The following is a 22,165-nucleotide window of genomic DNA, read 5'->3' as shown; positions in this document are numbered from 1 at the left end:
ACGACAGTCTTTACAGCGTACTTTGCACACATTTTTATTTACACTTCCGAAAGTTCTCCCCTTTCGAAATATTACACTATGGCAATTAAAGTGGAAATAAGAAAAAAGGCCCGCAGTCTCTCGGCTGCAGGCCTTTTGTTTACGAATTAAGAAAAGTGCCCATTAAAATGGAATATCGTCGTCCATATCCGAGAAGTTCGGTGCTGGCTTCGGTGCCGGGCGTGGCGCCGGTGCCGGGGCTGGACGCGGGGCTGGCGCTTGGCGCGGGGCCGGGGCGTCGTAACCACCACCGCCGCCGACACTGTAGCTGTCATCGCCACCGCCGACGTCGCCGCCCATGCCGGAGCGACCGCCCAGCATTTGCATCTGTTCCGCGATGATGTCGGTTGCGTACTTCTCGACGCCGTCCTTGTCCGTGTATTTACGGGTTTGCAAACGGCCTTCGACGTAGACGGATGAGCCTTTTTTCAGGTATTGGCCGACGATTTCCGCCAGACGGCCGAAGAACGAGATACGGTGCCACTCTGTCAATTCTTTTTGTTCGCCCGTGTTGCGGTCCTTCGATTTGTACGAAGTGGCCACGGCGATGTTGGCGATCGCGTCGCCGCTAGGCATGTAGCGGATTTCCGGGTCACGGCCCAGATTGCCGACGATGATGACTTTGTTGACTGATGCCATGAATAACTCCTGATGAACTGCAGCGGGAGTCGGTGTCCCGCGCGTTAGTTTAGTGTACTAAACGAGGATTATAAGCGACCACGCGGCGCAAAGCACCCGCTTTCTAACGGACGCCAGCAGCCGTGCGGCAGCACGTTTTTTTCACGGCAAGGGAAAACAAGAAACTTGAATACTGGTATTATATACAGTGTTTAAACTTCTGCACGCATCTGTATCAAACTTTGTCGGGGCACGTTCGCCTGGCGGCGCAATCCGCCCATGGACGCCTCAGGCATGCAGAACAAAACCCGGCTATAGTAACAGGTTGACCCGTTGTGGCTCCTCATCTGCCCCCAGGCACAATGCGCCAGCCGCACCACTCACTGAAAGCAAGGCAATCACATGGAACAGATCCGCATTCGCGGTGCTCGCACGCATAACCTCAAGAATATCAATCTCGATTTGCCGCGCAATAAGCTGATCGTGATTACCGGCTTGTCCGGCTCCGGCAAGTCTTCGCTGGCCTTCGACACCTTGTACGCGGAAGGCCAGCGCCGCTATGTCGAGTCGCTGTCGGCCTATGCGCGCCAGTTCCTGCAATTGATGGAAAAGCCGGACGTCGACCTGATCGAGGGCCTATCCCCCGCCATCTCCATCGAACAGAAGGCAACGTCGCACAACCCACGTTCGACAGTGGGTACCGTGACGGAAATCCACGATTATTTGCGCCTGCTGTACGCGCGCGTGGGCACGCCCTACTGCCCCGACCACCCGGAAAATGCGCTGGCCGCCCAGTCCGTCTCGCAAATGGTTGACGCCGTGCTGGCCATGCCGGAAGACACCAAGCTGATGATACTCGCGCCCGTCGTCGCGAACCGCAAGGGCGAACATGTCGACCTGTTCGAGCAAATGCAAGCACAGGGCTTCGTGCGTTTTCGCGTACAGAGCGGCACGCATGCGGCCAAAATCTATGAAGTCGATGACCTGCCGAAATTAAAAAAGACGGAAAAACACACAATCGACGTCGTCATCGACCGCGTCAAGGTGAACCAGGAAATCAAGCAGCGCCTGGCGGAAAGTTTCGAGACAGCCCTGCGCCTGGCCGACGGCCGCGCCATTGCCTACGAAATGGATACCGCCCAGGAACACGTGTATTCGAATAAATTCGCCTGCAATGTGTGTGGCTACTCCCTGCAGGAACTGGAACCGCGTTTGTTCTCGTTCAACAACCCCATGGGCGCCTGTCCGGAATGCGACGGCCTGGGACACATCGAATTCTTTGACCCGAAACGCATCGTCGCGTTCCCGAATCTGTCGCTCGCGTCGGGCGCCGTCAAGGGCTGGGACCGCCGCAACCAGTTTTACTTCCAGATGCTGTCGAACCTGGCCGCCTACTATGAGTTCGACCTGGACATGCCGTTCGAGCAGCTGGACTTGAATTCGCAGCAGGCCGTGCTGTACGGTTCCGGCAAACAAGTGATTCCGTTTAGCTATGTGAACGAACGGGGCCGTACCGTCATCAAGGAACACACGTTCGAAGGCGTGGTCAACAATCTGCAGCGCCGCTACCGCGAAACGGATTCGATGGCCGTCAAGGAAGAACTGGCCAAGTTCATCAATGAAAAATGCTGCCCGTCATGCAATGGCGCACGCCTGCGCGTGGAAGCGCGCTTCGTCAAGGTCGGCACCGGCAAGCAGCAGCGCGCCATCTATGAAGTAGCAGGAAAACCGCTGCGCGAGACCCTGGAATTCTTTGAAAAACTGAAACTGACGGGCGCCAAGAAAGAGATCGCCGACCGCGTCGTCAAAGAAATTATTTCGCGCCTGAAATTCCTCAACAACGTGGGCCTCGATTACCTGTCGCTGGACCGCAGCGCCGACACGCTCTCCGGCGGCGAAGCTCAACGCATCCGCCTGGCATCGCAAATCGGCTCCGGTTTGACGGGCGTCATGTATGTGCTCGATGAACCGTCGATCGGCTTGCATCAGCGCGATAATGACCGTTTGATCGAAACGTTGAAACACTTGCGCGACATCGGCAACAGCGTGCTGGTAGTCGAGCATGACGAAGACGCCATCCGCACGGCCGACTACATCGTCGACATGGGCATCGGCGCGGGCGTGCACGGCGGCGAAATCATCGCCGAAGGCACCCTGCAAGACATTCTCAAGAACAAGAAATCGCTGACGGCGCAGTATCTGAACGGCAAGCTGAAAATCGCCGTGCCAGCCAAGCGTCACGCCAGTAATCCGGAAAAACAGCTGGTCATTACTGGCGCGACGGGCAACAACCTGAAAAAAGTCTCGCTGAGCTTGCCGGTGGGCTTGATGACGTGCGTCACGGGCGTGTCCGGCTCGGGCAAATCGTCGCTGGTCAACGATACCTTATATCCTGCCCTGTCGCGCCATTTGTACGGTTCGCAGACGGAACCGGCGCCGCACGAATCGATCAGCGGGCTGGAACATTTCGACAAGGTCATTTCCGTCGACCAGGCCCCCATCGGCCGCACGCCACGTTCCAATCCGGCCACCTATACGGGCTTGTTTACGCCGATCCGCGATTTGTTCTCCACCGTGCCAACAGCCAAGGAACGGGGCTACAGCGCCGGGCGCTTCTCGTTCAACGTGAAGGGTGGGCGCTGCGAAGCGTGCCAGGGCGATGGCGTGATCAAGGTCGAAATGCATTTCTTGCCCGACGTCTACGTGCCATGTGATGTGTGCCACGGCAAGCGTTACAACCGCGAAACCCTGGAAGTGCACTACAAGGGCAAGAACATCACGGAAGTGCTGGGCATGACGGTAGAAGAGGCGCATGAATTCTTCAAGCCCGTGCCCTTGATCGCGCGCAAGCTGCAAACCCTGCTCGACGTGGGCCTGGGCTACATCAAGCTGGGCCAGAGCGCCACCACCTTGTCCGGCGGCGAGGCGCAGCGCGTCAAATTGTCGCTGGAACTGTCCAAGCGCGACACGGGCCGCACCCTGTACATCCTCGACGAACCGACGACAGGCTTGCACTTCCACGACATCGATTTGCTGATGAAAGTGATCCACCGCCTGCGCGACCAGGGCAACACCCTCGTCATCATCGAGCACAACCTGGACGTCATCAAGACCGCCGACTGGATCGTCGACCTGGGCCCCGAAGGGGGCGCCGGCGGCGGTCAGATCATCGCCACAGGCACGCCAGAAGACGTGGCCCTGAATCCGGCCAGCGTGACAGGTAAATACCTGGGGCCGCTGCTGAAGCAATAACGACGGTAGCGCAATAAAAAACGGCGCGGATTGCTCATGCAATCCGCGCCGTTTCTCTTTTTGCTAGCACCCCAGTCATTGCCGGCGTGTCATTTATCGCACGCCAGTCTTCGCCGACGTGTTTCTCCCCCACTACTAAACTTTACGCACTCAGCCGCTTTTCCAGCGCAGCCTTGTTATCTGCCAATTCTTGCGGCAGATGATACGCGAGTTTTTCAAACAACTCCGTATGCAATTTCAATTCTTCCAGCCACGCGGCCTTGTCGATCGAGGTGATGGTATTGAACTGTTCTTGCGTGAATGGCAAGCCATCCCAGTTCAGGTCACCATACTCCGGCGTCGTGCCAAACAGGTTTTCCACGCCGCCCGCCTTGCCTTCGATACGCTCCAGCATCCATTTGAGCACGCGCATATTGTCGCCAAAGCCAGGCCAGACGAACTTGCCAGCCTCGTCCGTGCGGAACCAGTTGACGCAATAGATCTTTGGCAGAGCAGCCGGGTTGACTTTGCCCACCTTGACGCCCATGTACAGCCAATGCTGGAAGTAATCGCTCATGTTATAGCCGATAAACGGCAACATGGCAAATGGATCGCGGCGCACGACGCCCATCTGGCCCACGGCCGCAGCCGTCGTTTCCGAGCCCATGGTGGCGGCCATGTAGACGCCTTCGACCCAGTTGCGCGCTTCCGTTACCAGCGGCACGGTGGTCGAACGGCGGCCACCGAAGATGAAGGCCGAAATCGGTACGCCTGCCGGATCGTCCCAGGCGGCGTCGATCACCGGGTTTTGCGTAGCAGCAACAGTGAAGCGCGCATTCGGGTGCGCCGCCTTGGTGCCGGACGCCGGCGTCCAGTCCTTGCCCTGCCAGTCGATCAGGTGGCTTGGTGCTTCTTTCGTCAAACCTTCCCACCAGACATCGCCATCGTCCGTCAGCGCCACGTTGGTGAAGATCGTGTTGTCGCGCATGGACGCCATGCAGTTGTAGTTGGTTTTTTCGTTGGTGCCCGGCGCCACGCCAAAATAACCCGCTTCCGGGTTGATGGCATACAAACGGCCATCGGCACCCGGCTTGATCCAGGCGATATCGTCGCCGATGGTGGTCACTTTCCAGCCGTTGAAACTTGCCGGCGGGATCAGCATGGCGAAGTTGGTCTTACCGCAAGCCGATGGGAACGCTGCCGCCACGTAATGCTTCTTGCCTTCCGGCGATTCCACACCGAGGATCAGCATGTGTTCGGCCAGCCAGCCCGGGTTGTTGTCGGATGCTTGCGCTTCCTGGTAGCCCATGTTCGAAGCGATGCGCAGGGCGAAACATTTCTTGCCCAGCAAGGCGTTGCCGCCGTAGCCCGAACCGAAAGACCAGATTTCGCGCGTTTCCGGGAAATGCACGATGTACTTGGTGCTGTTGCACGGCCATTTCACGTCTTGCTGACCCGTCGCCAGCGGTGCGCCGACGCTGTGCACGCACGGCACGAAGGCGCCATCGGTGCCCAGCACGTCATACACGGCACGGCCCATGCGGGTCATGATCTTCATGTTAACGGCGACATACGGCGAATCAGACAGTTCCACGCCGATGTGCGCGATGGGCGAACCCAGCGGACCCATCGAGAATGGCACGACGTACATGGTGCGGCCGCGCATGCAGCCATCGAACAGGCCGTTCAGGGTGTGGCGCATCTCGCCGGGCTCGGTCCAGTTATTCGTCGGGCCAGCCGCTTCTTTCGTTGCCGAGCAGATATACGTACGGTCTTCGACGCGGGCCACGTCGCTCGGGTCGGAGCAGGCCAGGTAGGAATTCGGGCGCTTTTCCGCGTTCAGCTTTTTCATGGTGCCGCTGGCAACCATCGCGGCACACAGGCGCTCGTACTCTTCTTGCGAGCCATCGCACCAGTAGATGCGGTCCGGCTTGGTCAGCGCGGCAATGTCGGCCACCCAGTTGATCAGTTTCTGTTGTTTAATATAAGCTGGGACGTTGAGTGCGGCGACGCCACCCATGACGGGCTGATTCATATTACCTCCAATACCAATAAAAGAAATTCTGGTCGTTCCGGCAAGACAGGCAGCATCGTTGAGAGGTGGCTGCGGCTCACTGCGGGCGGCGTGCTCACGCGGGCAGGGCTCTGGTGTCGTTTACCTGGATCATGCACCCAGGTAGCGGGAACAGTTTGCGCTATAGCTATAATCAGGAAGCTTCAAAAGTGCCGGCGATTGTACACCCGAGTAACGGCTATTCTCGCAAAAATGTAGGAGAATAGCTTGACTAATGTAGTAGGCTATTCAGCATTGTCCGTATCCTGTTATTTCCCTACCAAATCCTTACTCAAATCGGCCATCCACCATGAAAATTGCCATACTCGATGACTATCAGGATGCCGTGCGCGGCCTCGATTGTTTCCCATTGCTCGATGGCCACGAGGTCAAGGTGTTCAGCAATACGGCGCGGGGCCTGGGCCAGCTGGCGATTCGCCTGGCGCCGTTCGACGCGCTGGTGCTGATCCGCGAACGCAGCAGTTTCAACCGCGCCTTGCTGTCGAAACTGCCGAATCTGAAACTGATTTCGCAAACGGGCAAGGTCAGCGGACACATCGACGTGCCGGCCGCAACCGAGTTGGGTATCGCCATAGCGGAAGGCATCGGCTCGCCCACGGCGCCGGCCGAACTGACGTGGGCGCTGATCATGGCGGCGCAGCGCAAGATCGTGCCGTACGCGCAACATTTGCAGGAAGGGCTATGGCAGACGTCGTCGCTGGAAGCGGCGCGCAATACGCTGGGCACGGTGCTCAAGGGACGCACCCTGGCGATCTGGGGCTACGGCAAGATCGGCCAGCTGGTCGCCAGCTATGGCCGCGCCTTCGGCATGACCATTCTCGTGTGGGGCAGCGAAGCGAGCCGCGCCGCGGCCGTGGCGGCCGGCGATACGGCGGCGGCATCGCGTGCAGCCTTCTTTGAACAGGCCGACGTATTGACCTTGCACCTGCGCCTATCCGACGCCACGCGCGGCCTGGTAACAAACGAAGACCTGGCGAGCATGAAACCGACCAGCCTGTTCGTCAACACCAGCCGCGCCGAACTGGTGGCCGATGGCGCGCTGGAAGCGGCGCTGCCGCTGGGATGCCCGGGTGCCGCCGCGCTGGACGTGTTTACGGACGAGCCGCTGCCTCCAGGCACGCCATTGCTGCTGCTGCCGAACGTGCTGGCCACGCCACACCTGGGCTACGTCGAGCGTGACAGCTATGAACTGTATTTCCGCTACGCCTTGCAAAACATCGTCGATTTTGCGCAGAATCAATGCACGCGCCTGCTCAATCCCGCAGTGCTGACGCATGCGCGGCAAATGCCTCAGGAGCGCTGAAAGCCCTTGATGAGGTCCGGCTCACCCGTGATGCGTATGGCGGGCGCTGGCAGCACGTGCCGGCCGCGCCACAGGCCGGCCCAGCCAGGCGGCCAGGCGATGTCCGGCCCCTCGTACGGCGCCACGCCGGCGCGCACGGCGACCACCGGCACGGGCGGCATGTCAGCCAAGGGCTCGCCTGGGGTGCGCGGCATGTCCAGGCTGTACATGTAATTAGGTAATAGAGCGTCGCATACGCGGCCAAACCAATCGCTATGGTCGTCGTCGCGCCCCAGCGCCTGCGCCAGGCCCTGCGGGTCGAAACGGGCCAGAGCATCGATCAGTTCGCCGGTAGCGGCGCCGGGCTTATCGCCCCAGCCCATCACGGGGTTGACGTTGTAATCGGCGCCCGAGCCGTACCAGCCTTCGCGCCAGGGCCGCTGCATCCAGTCGCGCGGCCCCGTAAACAAATGCCAACGCCAGTGCAGGCCCGACGGTTTCGGCCAGGAATACAGATACAGTTTTTGATAACCGGCCTGGTGCAGCTCACGCACCATGGACATCAGGCGCGCGTGCGGCATGCGGTCGGGCGGCGCGCGGCGAAACAGGATCGCTTCGCCATCGGCAAACTGCACATCGTCGGTCGACAGGTTCAGGTCCAGGGTCCGCGCTTCGCTGCCGAAACGGGCGGCGATCCAGCCCGTCAGCAGATTCACGGACGTGATCACGCCATAGCCGCGGTGGCGGTGAAAAATGACAGTGCCGGGAGCGAGCGCTTTCATACGGAGTGGGGGCGGTAGGCAAACAAAGAAACCAGTGTACTCACAGATGGGCAAATTTTCCAGATGCGGCGCAAACGCAGGCGGCAAGCACGCTGCCCCATCTGCAGCGCCCATTCACGCAACGCTGCCAATCCACGCTATCATGCGCGTCATTCTCCACTGACATCGTGACCACATCATGACTTTGCGCATACTCGCCACTGGCGGCACTTTCGACAAACACTACAACGAATTGAACGGTACTCTGGGCTTTTCCGACAGTCATTTGCCGGCAGCGATAGCCCGCGCGCGCATGACGGCACCCGTGGCCCTGGAGCAACTGCCACTGCTGGACTCGCTCGACATGCAGGATGCGGACCGCCAGCGCGTGCTGGCCTCGTGCCGCGCGGCACAGGAAAAAGCCATCGTCATCATCCACGGCACCGACACCATGCGCGAAACGGCGCAAGTGCTGGGCGCGGCGAACCTGCAGCAAACGGTCATCCTGACAGGCGCCATGATTCCCTACGAAATCGACAATTCCGATGCCCTGTTCAACCTGGGCTTTGCCTGCGGCGTGGCGCAAACCTTGCCAGCCGGCGTGTATGTGGCCATGAATGGCCAGATCTTCGCCTGGGACAATGTGCAAAAGAACCGCGCCGCCGGCGTGTTCCAGCCCTTGTAAGCCGATGGCAGGACAGGACACAAAAGCAGACCGGCAAACGCTCTGACTGACACTCTGTCACAATTCGACAAGCCCGTTTCAACGGGCTTTTTTTACGTTTTTTCACCTTACATAAATTCAGCAATACAACAGTTTTCATCGAATTATTGTAGGTAAAACATCAAATTGCCAATACAATAATTTTATGTTGTAAAAAAACACCATCTATCATTTTTAAAAACATCGATATTATTAAATATAAAACTTCAATTTAACAATTGAGTTAAATATTCTTCTGTATCCATAATTTATTGCCAAATCCGACACGGTTGGTATGCATTTTTTCTTGCTGAGACGACATAATGTTTGCCTCGACAAGTCATAAGTGCATTTATAACAATATTGCGCTAAGTAGTCTTCCACTTCCTATTGACGTGGTTTCGCCTACCGTACACGAGCATCCTGGTCATCTATCCGATGGCTTGATACGTGCTCGTCTACCGCTTGTCGTTATTAAAACTACTACGGAGTAATTGTTACAATGGCATTTAAAGAAAAAATTGGCGTGCGCAGCGTACGCCTGGCCCTGACCGTCCTGGCAGGTAGCGTGTTGTTCTCTGGCCAATCCATGGCGGACGAAGCAATTCAAAAAGTTGAAATTACCGGTTCGAGTATCAAGCGTATCGCCGTCGAAGGCGCACTGCCTGTGCAGCGCCTGACGCAAGAAGCGATCGCCAAGACGGGTGCCACCACGGTCGCCGACCTGCTCCAGGCACTGCCTGCCATGCAAGGCTTTACCGTCGGTGCCGCCGCAGCTGGCACCAATTCGGGCGGCCGCACCAGCGCGTCGATCCACGATATCGGCGAAGAATACACCCTGGTCCTGTTGAATGGCCGCCGCATCGCGCCACAAGGCTCGGGTACTTCCGTCAACCTGAACGCCATTCCGATGAGCGCCGTTGAACGCGTTGAAGTGCTGACGGACGGCGCCTCGGCCCTGTACGGTTCGGACGCCATCGCCGGCGTGATTAACTTCATTCTGAAGAAGAACCAGCAAGGCGGCTCCCTGGAAGCCACTTACGGCGGTCCGGAAGACAAGGGCGGCAATGCCTGGAACACCAACGTGACCTATGGCTTCGGCGACATTGACGAAGACCGTTTCAACGTACTGGTATCGTACCGCCATGACGAGCAATCGAATTTGCGCGCTACCGACCGCACATTCGCCCGTTCGTCGCGTATTCCAGTCAGCTATAACGGCAAACAATACGTCTACGACAAGACCGCCACAGGCACGGCACCGGCCAACGCCACCGTGTCCGTCAAAGGCAAAGACGATTACCTCTTCAATCCATACTTGGCGAAGAATAAGAATTGTGGCGCCGTGACCAATGCCCCACTGGCAGCCAATCAGCTGGCTTGCGGCTTCGATGGCGGTTCGACGGTTGAAATCGTGCCTGAATCGAAGCGCGACAGCCTGTTCACCCGCGCCAGCTACAAACTCAACGATTCGCTGAATGCATTTGCCGAAGTCGCCTATTCGCGCTATGACCTGACCGCGCGCATCTCGGCCAATCCGGTGCAAATCCCGATCGCTGTTAACGGTGCGCAGTACAACGAGTTTGTCTTGCCTTACCTGACACCAGAGCAAGTCAAGGACATCACCTCCGTGACGGCCAACTATCGCATGAGCGACTGGGGTAACCGCACCACCAACACCATCACCGAGACCAAGCACTTCGTCGTCGGCGTCGAAGGCGAAATTGGCGCGTGGAACATCGATGCGGGCCTGACCTGGTCGCAAAACGCGATTGAAGAGCGCTACGTCGGCGGCTATGCAAAAACGGCCGATATGAAGGCCCTGCTGAAAAATCCGGCATTCAACCCGTTCCTGCAGGCCGGCACACCAACGCCGCAAATGCAAGCGCTGATCAACAATTCGCAATTCAACGGCTCGATCCGCACGGCATCGACCACCATGCGCGGCATTGATGCGCACGGTTCCCGTGAACTGTTCACCTTGCCAGGCGGCAAAGCCAACATCGGTGTCGGCGCCGACTACCGCGAGTACAACTACGGCCAGACGCCAGACGCAGGCGCAAACACCAGCACCATCTACGGCTTCAATACCTCGCCACGTTACGACTTGAGCCGTTCAACCTACGGCGTCTTCGCCGAATTGCTGGCGCCGATCACCAAAACGGTGGAAGTCAGCCTAGCTGGCCGCTATGACTCCGTATCGGCAATCGACAATGGCGTCATCAACAAGACCATCGGCAAAGACGCCAATGCCAATACCTACAAGGTCACGGCACGCTGGCAGCCGATACAGCAAGTACTGCTGCGCGGCTCCTACGGCACGGGCTTCAAGGCTCCGGACATGCTGAGCATTGGTCAGCCGCTGGTCAACAACGGCTTTACCGGCGCTAACTGGAATTGCCCATTCCCAGGCGATGCGCTGTGCCGTGCGCCTAACAGCCAGTACAATAAAATGGCTGGCGGTAACGAAAACCTGAAGCCGGAAAAATCGAAACAGTTCACCGTCGGTTTCCGTATCGAACCTAGCTCGGCCTTCTCGTTCGGCGCCGATCTGTGGGATGTGAAAATCACTGACGCGGTTTCGGCCGTGAGCGAAGCGCAAGCGTTCAACAACCCAGGCATGTACCGCGACCTGTTCGGCATTTACATCGAACCGACGACAACCAAGCCCTATTATGCGTTCAAGTCGCTGTCGATGAACATCGGCCAGACGCACAACCGCGGTATCGACTGGGACATGACGGCACGTAAGAAGTTTGATATTGGTAACTTCACGGCTAACCTGAGCGGCACCCATATGCTCAAGGCCGACTACACCGTACCAGGCACCAAGGATCAGTGGACCAACAACATGAACTACTACGGCATTTCCGATGCCGTGACGTTCCGTAACCTGATGAAGCTCAACATGAGCCTGGAATCGGGCAAGCTGACCAACACGGTCGTCGTGAGCTACCGTAATGGCTACACCGATGCTTCGGCCGAAGTGGTCAACCTGGCCACCAGCAAAAAGGAAAATATCCGTCTGCACGTGCCTTCGTACACGACGGTTGACTTCCAGGGCCGCTATGCGTACAGCAAAGCGGTGACCTTGCGCGCAGGTATCAAAAACCTGTTCGACCGTGAACCGCCGCTGTCGCTGCGCAGCTCGCGTGGTCACCAAGTTGGTTACGATCCACGCTATGCAGATCCAATGATGCGTTCGTTCTACTTCACGGCCCAGTACAAGTTCTAAGTTGACCTCGTCAACTTAGGCTGAGCCGACCAGGGGCCTTGTAAACGCAAGGCCCTTTTTTTCGTCCAAAGTTCGCCATGCCAAGCGAGGAACGAAAAAAAAGGAGCCGCAGCTCCTTTTCCGTACCTGTACGACTGCTTTTATGCAGTCGCTTCGCCGCCCAAGGCTTCGACCACATCGGCCATCAGCTTGCTCAGCTCGCCCGTCATCAGCATCACGTCGCCGTCGAAACGTTCGTCGTCGTTCTTCGTGCTCGATTCCGTTTCCTTGATCACGTCCAGCGGCTTGACGCTCTTGATGGCCAGGGACTCCGTCAGCACGAACGATATCTTGTCATTCCACGTCATGGCCAGGCGCGTGCACTGCTTGCCGGCCGCGATGTGGCGGCGCACATCGTCCGCTTCCAGGGTATGGCGCACGTAGCGCACGGTGGCCTTGCTTTCGCCCGTGGCGCGCAATTCCGTATCCATGTCGACCGTGAAGCCGGCAGGCGCATCGTCCGCTTGCAGCCATTCCGTCATCACCGCCACCGGCGAGCGCTGCACGCGCAGACTTTCCAGCGGCAGTTTATCGACGGCCTTCAACAGCAGCTTGATGACTTCATCGGCTTTTGCCGGGCTGGCGGCATCGACCACCAGCCAGCCATTGACGGGGTCGATCCACGTCCAGACGTTGCTGCGGATGCTGAAGGCGCGCGGCAGCAGCTCGTCGGCTACGCGCTCTTTCAATTCTTTCATGGCTTTCTTGCCAGGCGCAAAGCCTTGCGCTTCTTCCATCTCGGCAGCGCGGGCCTTGGCCACCTGGTTGATGACGGTCGCTGGCAACAGTTTCTTTTCCGTGCCCAGCAAGATCAGCATTTGCTTGTTGACCACGTGGACCAGACCGCCATTCGGGCGTGGCGTATCCCAGCCCTGGCGCATCAGATCCATGCTGGTCGCCGGCGTAAATTTGTTCGAGGACAAGGCCTCTTCCAGTTGTTCTGGCGTATAAGCCCATGGTGCGGGCAGGCGGTAAATCTGAAGATTCTTGAACCACATAATTTTTGTCTTCCGTTTGTTTCAGTAGTGCCAGGGGAACGCCATTCTACACTTTCGACACGGGAATGCCGTCAAAAGCGCGGACTGGCGCGATGCTTGTTATGCATGGGGAATGCCGCTACAGGGCGGGGAACAGCTCCGCCTGGGCTGGCGCCTGCCGCGTCACGCCGGCCGGATCGGACAAGGTCGAGATGCGCACGCCCAGCAGGCGGATTTTCTTTTCAAACGGCACGCGCCGCAGGCAATCGCGGCTGGCGCGCAGGATGGCGGCGGCGTCCGCCGTGGCGCTGGGCAGGGTGATGTCGCGCGTGACGGTGCTGAAATCCTCGAAGCGCAGCTTGATGCCCACCGTGCGCCCCGCCAGCGACTGTTTATCCAGGTCGCCCGCCACGCGCGTGCACAGGCTTTCCAGCTTTTCCGACAGGGTGGCGCGGTCACGCACCACCTGCAAGTCGCGCTCGAACGTCGTTTCGCGGCTGACGGACTTGGTTTCCCTGCTCGTCTGCACGGGCCGCTCATCGATGCCCAGCGCCGCCTGGCGCAGCCAGCCCGTGTACAGGTCGCCGAACTGCGTGCGCAACATGGCCAGGTCGGCTTGCGCCAGCTCGCCAATGCTGACAATGCCCAAGGCTTCCAGCTTGGCCGTGGCTTTCGGGCCGATGCCGTTGATCTTTTTTGCCGGCAAGGGCCACACGCGCGTTTCAATATCCTCGGGCGACAAAATGGTCAATCCGTCGGGTTTTTCCAGATCAGAACAGATTTTCGCCAGCAATTTGTTGGGCGCCAGGCCGATCGAGCACGACAGGCCCGTCGCTTCGAACACGGCCGCCTTCAGGCGCGCCGCCATGGCCGGCGCCTGCTCGCCGTATTCGGTCAGGTCGACATAAATTTCATCGATGCCCACGTTCTGGATGATGGGGCACAACTGGGCCACGGCTTGCTTGAAGCGGGCCGAATACTCGCGGTAAGCCTCGAAATCGGCCGGCAGCAGGATGCTGTCCGGCGCCAGCTTGGCCGCCTTCATGATGCCCATGGCGGAAAACACGCCAAACTTACGCGCCGCATAGGTCGACGTGGTGACGACGCCGCGCCCCACGTAGTCGCGCATGCGCGCAAATTGCCGGGTGCCATCTTCCTGCAGCACGGGCTGCTGCAGCCGGCCGCCGCCAATGACGACGGCTTCGCCGCGCAATTGCGGATATTTCAACAGTTCCACGGAGGCGAAGAAGGCGTCCATGTCCAGGTGGGCAATCCAGCGGCGCGCTTCAGGCAATATTGGGGCAGATAGGGTCAAAGGGGCACCTCGCGGCGGATTGGCTTGCCTTTATTGCGGCAAGATACTGTGCATGCATACAGTATTACCCGAAATGGCCCCGGATGCAAGATGAAACGAACGCGGCGCGACGGCGGCGATCAGCGGTTGCTTTTCTCAATGGCAAGATTACAATCTTGGCACAACTATTAAAAGGAGTCGTCTTGTCTATCACCCATCACGCTTCGCGCCGCCGGTCCGTCTGGTCATCCATCCTGCCGGCCCTGCTGCTATCCACGCTGGCGCCATCTGCGCTGGCCGACACTACCACCACCGTTGCCGCCACCGTCGCCACGTCCACCGCGCCGGTTGCCGGCAAGACAGCCTGGCAGGAAACGCGCCACGGCACGGTCGTCACGGACGACTACCGCTGGCTGCAAAAGAAAACCGATCCTGCCGTGATCGATTACCTGAATGCGGAAAACGCCTACACGGCCGCCGTCACGGCCCCGATCCAGCCGCTGGCCGACAAGGTGACTGCGGAAGTCAAGGGCCGCATGCAGGAAGTGGACCTGTCCGTGCCTGCGCGCCAAGGTAATTTTTACTATTACACGCGCACGGAAGCGGGCAAGCAATACCCGCTTCATTGCCGCCGTCCTGTCGGCGCCAGCGGTGCCTACGATGCGCAAGCGGTCGAAGAAATCCTGCTGGACCAGAATCAATTGGCCGAAGGCCACAAATTCTTTGCCGTGCGCGCGTTTTCCATCAGCCCGAATGAACAATTGCTGGCCTACACCACCGACACGACGGGTTTCCGCCAGTACGAGCTGCATGTCAAGGATTTGAAGACGGGCAAGTTGCTGGGCGACAGCATGCCACGCGTGACCTCGCTGGCCTGGGCGGCGGACAATGCCACCCTGATGCTGGCCCAGGAAGATGCCACCACCAAGCGCTCGGACCGCTTGTTCCGCCTGGCCCTGGGCGGCGCGCCGCAACAGGTCTACCACGAGCCGGTGGAACAGTTCGCCATCCATGTGGACCGCACGCATGACAAGCAGTTCTTCGTGCTGACCTCGGGCAGCACGGATACCACCGAAGTGCTGCTGTTGCCAACGAACAAGCCGCAAGGCAGTTTCCAGAGCGTGCTGAAACGCGAAAAAGGCCACCGCTACGTCGTCGAACACCGCGACGGCCAGCTGTATATTCTCACCAACAAGGAGGCGAAGAATTTCCGCGTCGTCAGCGCGCCGCTGTCTGCGCCGCAGCTGAAACACTGGAAGCCCGTCGTGCCGCACAACAAGGACGCCGTGATCCAGTCCATCGACGTCTTCCAGGGCTACCTGGTGGTGATGGAAAAGGCACGCGCCCTGAACCGCGCGCGCATCTACGATTTCGCGCATAAAAACTGGAAGACGGTGCAATTCGACGACCCCGTCTACCTGGCCACGTCGGTCGGCACGCCGGAGTTTTCCGCCACACAATTTCGCATGTCATACCAGTCGCCTGTCACGCCGCCCACGGTGATTGACGTCAGCATGGAGGATGGCAAGCGCACGGTGCTGAAACAGCAGGAAATCGTCGGCGGCTTTGACGGCAGCCGCTACACCACGCAGCGCTTGTGGGTGAAGGCGCGCGATGGCGTGCAAGTGCCGCTGTGGGTCGTATACAAGAAGGGCGTCAAGCTCGACGGTTCCGCACCGCTGCTGCTGTACTCGTATGGCTCGTATGGCATTTCCACGGAAGCCACTTTTTCCATCAGCCGCATCAGCCTGCTGGAGCGGGGCGTCATCTATGCGCAAGCGCATATCCGCGGCGGGACGGACATGGGCGAAGCCTGGCATGAAGACGGCATGCTGATGAAGAAGAAAAACACCTTCCATGACTTCATCGACAGCGCCGATTACCTGGTGCGCGAAAAATGGACCAGCCCGAACCGCCTGATCATCCAGGGCGGCAGCGCGGGCGGCCTCTTGATGGGTGCCGTCATCAACATGCGCCCCGACCTGTTCCACGCCGTGCACGCGGCCGTGCCGTTTGTCGACGTGATGAATACCATGATGGATGCCAGCCTGCCCCTGACGACGGGCGAATACCTGGAATGGGGCGATCCTAACCAGAAAGCGGCCTACGACTACATGCTCAGCTATTCGCCCTACGACAACATTGCGCGCAAGAACTATCCCGCCATGCTGGTGACGACGGGCCTCAACGACAGCCAGGTCATGTACTGGGAACCGGCCAAGTATGTGGCCAAGCTGCGCGCGTATAAAACGGACAGCAATCCGCTGCTGCTGAAAACGAATATGGGCGCCGGCCATGGCGGCGCTTCGGGCCGCTACAACGCCATCGCCGAGAACGCGTTTAATATGGCGTGGATGCTGTCCCAATGGAATATCACGGAATAATGTGAAAAAGCGCTTGCACAAGGATTTCCATCGTCCTATAATAGCGCCTCTTCCAGACGTGGTGACAAACGTCGGGATAGTTTTCTGAGACAAGCAACGGGTGCTTAGCTCAGTTGGTAGAGCGGCGCCCTTACAAGGCGTAGGTCGGGAGTTCGAGCCTCTCAGCACCCACCAAATCAGAAAACTGTCCAGTGCTTCATGGATCAGCAATACAGATCATACGAGCTTGGAGTGGTAGTTCAGTTGGTTAGAATACCGGCCTGTCACGTCGGGGGTCGCGGGTTCGAGTCCCGTCCGCTCCGCCAATAAAAGAAAAGCCCTTTGGTTCTCAGAACCGAAGGGCTTTTCCCATTTCAGAAGCAAAAAACACCTCAGTACTCCTCCCCTTGAACATTTTTGCGCTTTTCAGCAAAAAAACTGCTTTTAGCCCTCAAGAATAGTTGCACAAGCGGGAAAGCGCCCCCTATAATAGTGCCTCTTCCAGACGTGGTGACAAACGTCGGGATAGTTTTCTGGGTATGCGGGTGCTTAGCTCAGTTGGTAGAGCGGCGCCCTTACAAGGCGTAGGTCGGGAGTTCGAGCCTCTCAGCACCCACCACCAATACAGAAAATTGTCCAGTGCTTCATGGATCAGCAACACAGATCATACGAGCTTGGAGTGGTAGTTCAGTTGGTTAGAATACCGGCCTGTCACGTCGGGGGTCGCGGGTTCGAGTCCCGTCCGCTCCGCCAATAAAAGAAAAGCCCTTTGGTTCCCAGAACCGAAGGGCTTTTCCCATTTCAGGCCCGAAAAATGCACTAGAATCAGCGCTCCTCCTGACTCTGCAGCTCCTGCCTGATGCGCCTGCCCCACAGTCTTTCCCCTTACCTCGCCCTGCGCCTGCGCCTGGCCCATCATGCTTTGCTGCAATTTGCCGCCAGCCTGGCCAGCTCCATGGAAATTCTCGTGTTCCTGGCCGGCCCCGTCTTGCTGGGTCTACTCAGCGTCATCGCCCTGCCCGGCTTTCTCGCCGTGAGCCTGCCCTGGCCCGCCGCCCTGGGCGTGCTGAGCGCGCAAGCCCTGCTGACCTGCCTGCCCGCCTGGCTGCTGCGCAAGCGGCTGCTGCCGGCCCCCATCGCCGCCTGGCTACGCCAGCTGCCCTTGCCGACGCGCTTGCGCTGGCAAGCCGATGTAGCCGTGGCCGGCTTGCTGATGCTGCCGCTGGGCCTCGCTTATGCCGTCTCGGCCGCCATCTGGCTGGTGCAGTCGCCGCCCTGGCTGCGCCCGATTGTCGCGCCTGGCATCGCCGCCACCATCGCCGCCTGGCTGCTGGCCTGGCTGCTGACGACGCTCATCGTGACGCAGCGCCTGCGCGCGCCACGCCCCGCACAAAGGGCGCGCCCGCCAACGATGAGCGCCTATGTGCCGCAACGGCCGCGCTGGCGCACCGTGTTCCTGTGGCGCCAGCTGTTCTGGCTGCCGTTCTGGCGTAACGACAATGTGATTGGCATCCAGCAAAGCGTGCTGCTGGCCACTGCTGGCGCCAGTATGCTGGCCTGGCTGCTGCGTGCGCCCCTGGTGCCCGCACCGCTGCTCGGTTTACTGGCCAGCGCCAGCCTGATCATTGTGACGGACCGCGGCGACAAGGCCGTGCGCGAGCAGATCGCCGTGCTGCGCCCTTCGCTGAACGCCTGGCCCCTGGCCAGCACTGCCTTGACACGCCTGGCCTGCGCCGCGAGCCTGCTGCCACCGTTTGCCGTGCTGCTGGCAGGCGCTGTCTTACTGTACAACATCCACCCCGCCTCCTTGCAGCAGCGCGTCACCAGCGTGTATGCCCTCACCGCCAGCGCGGCCCTGCTGGCCATCGTCGGCTTGCCCCGCCTCAAGGCGCGCGGGCGCGTCGTCCTCGTCGTCTTGTCCATCCTTGCCGTGAGCGCTATCGGAAGCGAATTATGGAATTGAATATCCCCTCTCCTGTCCTGCAGATCCAGCACCTCGATTTTCACTTTGCCACGCACAGCGTCTTCCGGGGCTGCAATCTGCAATTCGGCCCCGGCATCACCTGGCTGCGCGGCGCGAACGGGGCCGGCAAGACGACCTTGCTGAAACTGGCGGGTGGCGCCCTGCTGCCCGCGCGCGGCGCCATCCGTCTGGATGACGTCGACAGCGGCTGCATGCCGCTGGCGTACCGCGCACTGGCCTTCTATTGCGACGGCGACGCGCCCGCCCTGCCCTGGCTGCAGGTGCATGAATGGCTCGACTTGCACCTGGCACTGTACCCGGGCAGCGACCAATCCCTGCTGAACGACGAGCTGAAGGCGTTTGCCATGACGTCCACCTTGCAGCAAAGCATCACCGCCCTCTCGCTGGGCCAGCACAAAAAACTGCAACTGGCGCTGGCCCTGGCCTTGCCCGTGCGCCTGCTGCTGATCGATGAACCATTCAATGGCCTCGACGCGGCCGCCATGGCGCATCTGCGCGCGCGCCTGGCCGACCCGCTTCGCCTGGCGCGCCAATGCATCGTGCTGACCAGCCACCTGGCGCCGGACGTACCGCTGGCGGCGACGGTGGAAATATAGACAGAAAATACAGATTTGCAGTTCAACCAAGAAACGCTTACGATGCCGTGTTGCAAAAACCGGCGATCCCGGTGCAGCCACAACAACAAAATGGCGCGGTTATGCACCGCGCCTGGCTTATTCTTGGAGAAATTATGTTGAACACCCACCGCAACGCCCTTGCCATCCTGTGCGCCGCCTTCGCCACCTGTGCCACCTCGGCCATCGCCGCCGGCCCCACGGGCACGCCCGCCGACTATGGCAGCAGCGTCCCCCATACCGCCGCCCAGCGCAGCATCGACCTGCAGCCCGAGACGCGGCACATCAACGTCACGCGCGGCGAAGCCGTCACCATCGCGCGCGCCGGCCAGCGTTTTACGTGGCACGTGCAAACCTTCAACAACAAGACTGTCTTCGCCCTGAGCGAGATCGCGCCCAAGGACATGCCCGTCGATGGCGTCGCCGTGTATGTGGCCGCCAATCCCCAGTACGCGGGCAGCTGAGTTTCCTCTACGCATAAAAAAACCGGAACAGCCTCGCGGCCGTTCCGGTTTTTTTTGATACAGCGCAATGATCAAGCCGTCAGTGCTTCCTTGACAGCGGACTCTTCGACCACTTCCTCGTCATCCGAGCGGATCAGGTGGTCAAAGGCGGACAGGGCTGCCTTGGCACCTTCGCCGGTGGCGATGATGATCTGCTTGTACGGCACCGTGGTGACGTCGCCGGCTGCAAACACGCCGGGGATCGAAGTCTGGCCGCGGGCATCGACTTCGATTTCACCGTGGCGCGACAACGCTACCGTGCCTTTCAGCCACTCCGTGTTCGGCACCAGGCCGATTTGCACGAAGACGCCTTCCAGCTCGACCTTGTTCGACTCGCCGCTAATGCGGTCCGTGTAGCGCAGGCCATTGACGATCTTGCCATCGCCGTGGATCTCGGTGGTTTGCGCCGAGGTGATCACGGTCACGTTAGGCAGGCTGTGCAGCTTGCGTTGCAGCACTGCATCGGCGCGCAGTTCCGCGCCGAACTCGATCAGGGTCACGTGTTTCACCAGGCCGGCCAGGTCGATCGCCGCTTCCACACCCGAGTTGCCGCCGCCGATCACGGCCACGCGCTTGCCCTTGAACAAAGGACCATCGCAGTGCGGGCAGTACGCCACGCCGTGGTTGCGGTATTCCTTCTCGCCCGGCACATTGATTTCGCGCCAGCGGGCACCGGTGGCCAGGATGACGGTCTTGGCTTTCAAGATGGCGCCATTCGCCGTTTCAATCTCGACCAGCTTGCCCGGCGTCAACTTCGTGGCGCGCTGGGTGTTCATGATGTCGACTTCGTATTCCTTGACGTGCTGTTCCAGCGCCATGGCAAACTTCGGACCATCCGTTTCTTTGATGGAAATGAAATTCTCGATGGCCAGGGTATCGAGTACCTGGCCGCCAAAACGCTCGGCCAGCACGCCCGTCTTGATGCCTTTGCGGGCCGCGTAGATGGCCGCTGCCGCACCGGCAGGGCCGCCGCCGACGATCAATACATCAAAGACGTCTTTCTTGTTCAGCGCTTCCGCCTGACGTGCGCCGGCGTTGGTGTCGAGCTTGGCGAGGATTTCCTCGACATTCGTGCGTCCCTGGCCAAAATGCTGGCCATTCAGGAACATCATCGGCACGGCCATGATCTGGCGCGCTTCCACTTCTTTCGGGAACACGCCGCCATCGATGGTGGTGACCTTGATGCGCGGGTTGATCACGGCCATGGCATTCAATGCCTGCACCACTTCCGGGCAGTTATGGCAGGAGAGCGAAATAAACGTTTCAAACTCGTAGTCGCCGTCGAGGTTGCGGATCTGTTCGATCACGGCGTCGTCGAACTTGATGGTGTGGCCGCCCACTTGCAGCAGCGCCAGCACCAGCGAAGTAAATTCATGGCCCAGCGGGATGCCGGCGAAACGCACGCCGATATCGGTGCCTGGGCGGTTGATACTGAACGATGGCTTGCGCTCGGCGCCATCATTGCGCTTGACCAGAGTGATCTTGTCGCTCAACAGGACGATTTCCTGGAGCAATTCTTCCATTTCACGGGCCTTGGCGCTGTCATCGAGACTGGCGACGATCTCAATAGGCTGCACTACTTTTTCCAAATAGGTTTTCAACTGCGCTTTGAGATTTGCGTCCAACATGATTTTTTCCTTTGACAAATATTTAGGCGAATGCCGGGCCGGACACCCGGTCCGGCATCGCGGTAACTACTTGTTTGCTGCTAGATATTGCAAGGTTTCAAGACTTAAATCTTGCCAACCAGGTCCAGCGATGGGGTCAGGGTTGCTGCGCCTTCCGTCCATTTGGCTGGGCAAACTTCGCCTGGGTGAGCGGCAACGTATTGGGCTGCCTTGACTTTGCGCAACAGTTCCGATGCGTCACGGCCGATGCCGTTGTCATGCACTTCCAGCACTTTGATGAAGCCGTCTGGATTGATGACGAAGGTACCGCGCAGTGCCATGCCTTCTTCTTCGATCATGACTTCGAAATTGCGCGACAGGGTACCGGTTGGGTCGCCGATCAGGGCGTATTGCACTTTCTTGATCGCGTCCGAGGTGTCATGCCATGCTTTGTGCGCGAAATGCGAGTCGGTCGAGATGCCGTAGACGTCGACGCCCAACTTCTGGAATTCAGCGTGGTGATCGGCCAGGTCTTCCAGTTCGGTTGGGCAAACGAAGGTGAAGTCGGCTGGGTAGAACACGAATACCGACCACTTGCCTTTCAGCGACGCTTCTGTCAGGTCGACGAATTTGCCATTGTGGAACGCGGTTGCCTTGAATGGTTTAACTTGGGTATTGATGAGCGACATAATCATTTCCTCTCGTGTGGTGAATCAGTAAGACCCTAGTGTAAGGGGTTTTAATCCATATGCAAAATTGATTGTAACAATAGTTTCAATTGGTTTTAGCTATCGAAACGCTATGGGAACACCATCATAGGCAGTTCTTGCAGGATTGAATA

Annotated in this window: 15 protein-coding genes and 4 tRNA genes; 12 read left to right on the top strand and 7 right to left on the bottom strand. The window is 59.1% G+C overall.

All coding sequences use genetic code 11. From position 1 onward, the window contains the following. Nucleotides 1–162 precede the first annotated feature (162 nt). The gene (gene ssb / locus ACQ4W7_RS22105; protein WP_436533241.1) at nt 163–678 is read right to left on the bottom strand and encodes a single-stranded DNA-binding protein; all 516 of its coding nucleotides are present in this window, start codon (nt 676–678) and stop codon (nt 163–165) included. Between the two features lie 381 nt (nt 679–1,059). On the opposite strand from ssb, the gene uvrA reads away from it, so the two are divergent. After that, nucleotides 1,060–3,909: an excinuclease ABC subunit UvrA gene (gene uvrA / locus ACQ4W7_RS22100; RefSeq protein ID WP_426073912.1), complete on the top strand. Its 2,850-nt coding sequence runs from the start codon at nt 1,060–1,062 to the stop codon at nt 3,907–3,909. Nucleotides 3,910–4,051: 142 nt separating this feature from the next. Here uvrA and ACQ4W7_RS22095 read toward each other — a convergent pair whose 3' ends face one another. After that, entirely contained in the window at nt 4,052–5,923 is a 1,872-nt protein-coding gene (locus ACQ4W7_RS22095) for a phosphoenolpyruvate carboxykinase (GTP) (protein WP_426073913.1), read from the bottom strand. Nucleotides 5,924–6,251: 328 nt separating this feature from the next. Between ACQ4W7_RS22095 and ACQ4W7_RS22090 the strand changes: the two genes are divergently transcribed. Beyond that, nucleotides 6,252–7,265, top strand: a complete 1,014-nt coding sequence (locus tag ACQ4W7_RS22090; RefSeq protein ID WP_426073914.1) for a D-2-hydroxyacid dehydrogenase family protein — start codon at nt 6,252–6,254, stop codon at nt 7,263–7,265. On the opposite strand, the gene ACQ4W7_RS22085 is transcribed toward ACQ4W7_RS22090, so the two are convergent. Next, a complete protein-coding gene (locus ACQ4W7_RS22085; RefSeq protein WP_426073915.1) occupies nt 7,253–8,026 on the bottom strand; it encodes an L-asparaginase in 774 nt (257 codons plus the stop codon). The two genes, ACQ4W7_RS22090 and ACQ4W7_RS22085, sit on opposite strands and share 13 nt — an antisense overlap. 178 nt (nt 8,027–8,204) lie before the next feature. On the opposite strand from ACQ4W7_RS22085, the gene ACQ4W7_RS22080 reads away from it, so the two are divergent. After that, a complete protein-coding gene (locus ACQ4W7_RS22080) occupies nt 8,205–8,690 on the top strand; it encodes an asparaginase domain-containing protein (RefSeq protein WP_034781194.1) in 486 nt (161 codons plus the stop codon). 520 nt (nt 8,691–9,210) lie between these two features. Beyond that, complete coding sequence (locus ACQ4W7_RS22075) at nt 9,211–11,943, top strand: TonB-dependent receptor (RefSeq protein ID WP_436533238.1); 2,733 nt, start codon at nt 9,211–9,213, stop codon at nt 11,941–11,943. A gap of 140 nt (nt 11,944–12,083) precedes the next feature. On the opposite strand, the gene ACQ4W7_RS22070 is transcribed toward ACQ4W7_RS22075, so the two are convergent. Together ACQ4W7_RS22070 and dinB are read right to left on the bottom strand one after the other, a co-directional pair. Continuing rightward, a complete protein-coding gene (locus tag ACQ4W7_RS22070) occupies nt 12,084–12,980 on the bottom strand; it encodes a recombination-associated protein RdgC (protein ID WP_100874868.1) in 897 nt (298 codons plus the stop codon). Between the two features lie 118 nt (nt 12,981–13,098). Further along, on the bottom strand, nt 13,099–14,253 hold the full coding sequence (gene dinB, locus ACQ4W7_RS22065) for a DNA polymerase IV (RefSeq protein WP_436533279.1): 1,155 nt from the start codon (nt 14,251–14,253) through the stop codon (nt 13,099–13,101). 203 nt (nt 14,254–14,456) lie between these two features. Between dinB and ACQ4W7_RS22060 the strand changes: the two genes are divergently transcribed. The 8 genes from ACQ4W7_RS22060 to ACQ4W7_RS22025 all read left to right on the top strand — a co-directional run bounded on the left by ACQ4W7_RS22060 (nt 14,457) and on the right by ACQ4W7_RS22025 (nt 19,678). Then, nucleotides 14,457–16,637, top strand: coding sequence for a S9 family peptidase (locus tag ACQ4W7_RS22060; RefSeq protein WP_436533236.1), 2,181 nt, complete (start codon nt 14,457–14,459; stop codon nt 16,635–16,637). A gap of 98 nt (nt 16,638–16,735) precedes the next feature. Next, nucleotides 16,736–16,811: transfer RNA gene (locus tag ACQ4W7_RS22055), tRNA-Val, on the top strand. Between the two features lie 54 nt (nt 16,812–16,865). Continuing rightward, nucleotides 16,866–16,942: transfer RNA gene (locus ACQ4W7_RS22050), tRNA-Asp, on the top strand. 217 nt (nt 16,943–17,159) lie between these two features. Further along, nucleotides 17,160–17,235: transfer RNA gene (locus ACQ4W7_RS22045), tRNA-Val, on the top strand. A 57-nt stretch (nt 17,236–17,292) separates the two neighbouring features. Further along, nucleotides 17,293–17,369, top strand: a tRNA-Asp gene (locus ACQ4W7_RS22040). Nucleotides 17,370–17,475: 106 nt separating this feature from the next. Then, nucleotides 17,476–18,579 carry a hypothetical protein gene (locus ACQ4W7_RS22035; RefSeq protein WP_436533234.1) on the top strand — a complete coding sequence of 368 codons (1,104 nt, stop codon included), beginning with the start codon at nt 17,476–17,478 and terminating at the stop codon, nt 18,577–18,579. After that, nucleotides 18,570–19,196, top strand: a complete 627-nt coding sequence (locus ACQ4W7_RS22030) for an ABC transporter ATP-binding protein (protein WP_436533232.1) — start codon at nt 18,570–18,572, stop codon at nt 19,194–19,196. Before ACQ4W7_RS22035 ends, ACQ4W7_RS22030 begins: the two co-directional genes overlap by 10 nt. 134 nt (nt 19,197–19,330) lie before the next feature. Then, nucleotides 19,331–19,678 carry a CzcE family metal-binding protein gene (locus tag ACQ4W7_RS22025; protein ID WP_436533230.1) on the top strand — a complete coding sequence of 116 codons (348 nt, stop codon included), beginning with the start codon at nt 19,331–19,333 and terminating at the stop codon, nt 19,676–19,678. Nucleotides 19,679–19,749: 71 nt separating this feature from the next. Here the strand turns inward: ACQ4W7_RS22025 and ahpF are convergent, their stop codons facing one another. Together ahpF and ahpC are read right to left on the bottom strand one after the other, a co-directional pair. Then, entirely contained in the window at nt 19,750–21,345 is a 1,596-nt protein-coding gene (gene ahpF, locus ACQ4W7_RS22020; RefSeq protein ID WP_426073922.1) for an alkyl hydroperoxide reductase subunit F, read from the bottom strand. Between the two features lie 104 nt (nt 21,346–21,449). Then, nucleotides 21,450–22,013, bottom strand: coding sequence for an alkyl hydroperoxide reductase subunit C (ahpC, locus tag ACQ4W7_RS22015; RefSeq protein WP_034780873.1), 564 nt, complete (start codon nt 22,011–22,013; stop codon nt 21,450–21,452). Between the last annotated feature and the right edge of the window lie 152 nt (nt 22,014–22,165).

The sequence above is a fragment of the Janthinobacterium algoris genome (assembly GCF_051380935.1).
GTDB lineage: Bacteria > Pseudomonadota > Gammaproteobacteria > Burkholderiales > Burkholderiaceae_D > Janthinobacterium.
Note: the sequence above shows the minus strand (reverse complement) of the source record. Positions and strands in the feature narration are given on the sequence as shown.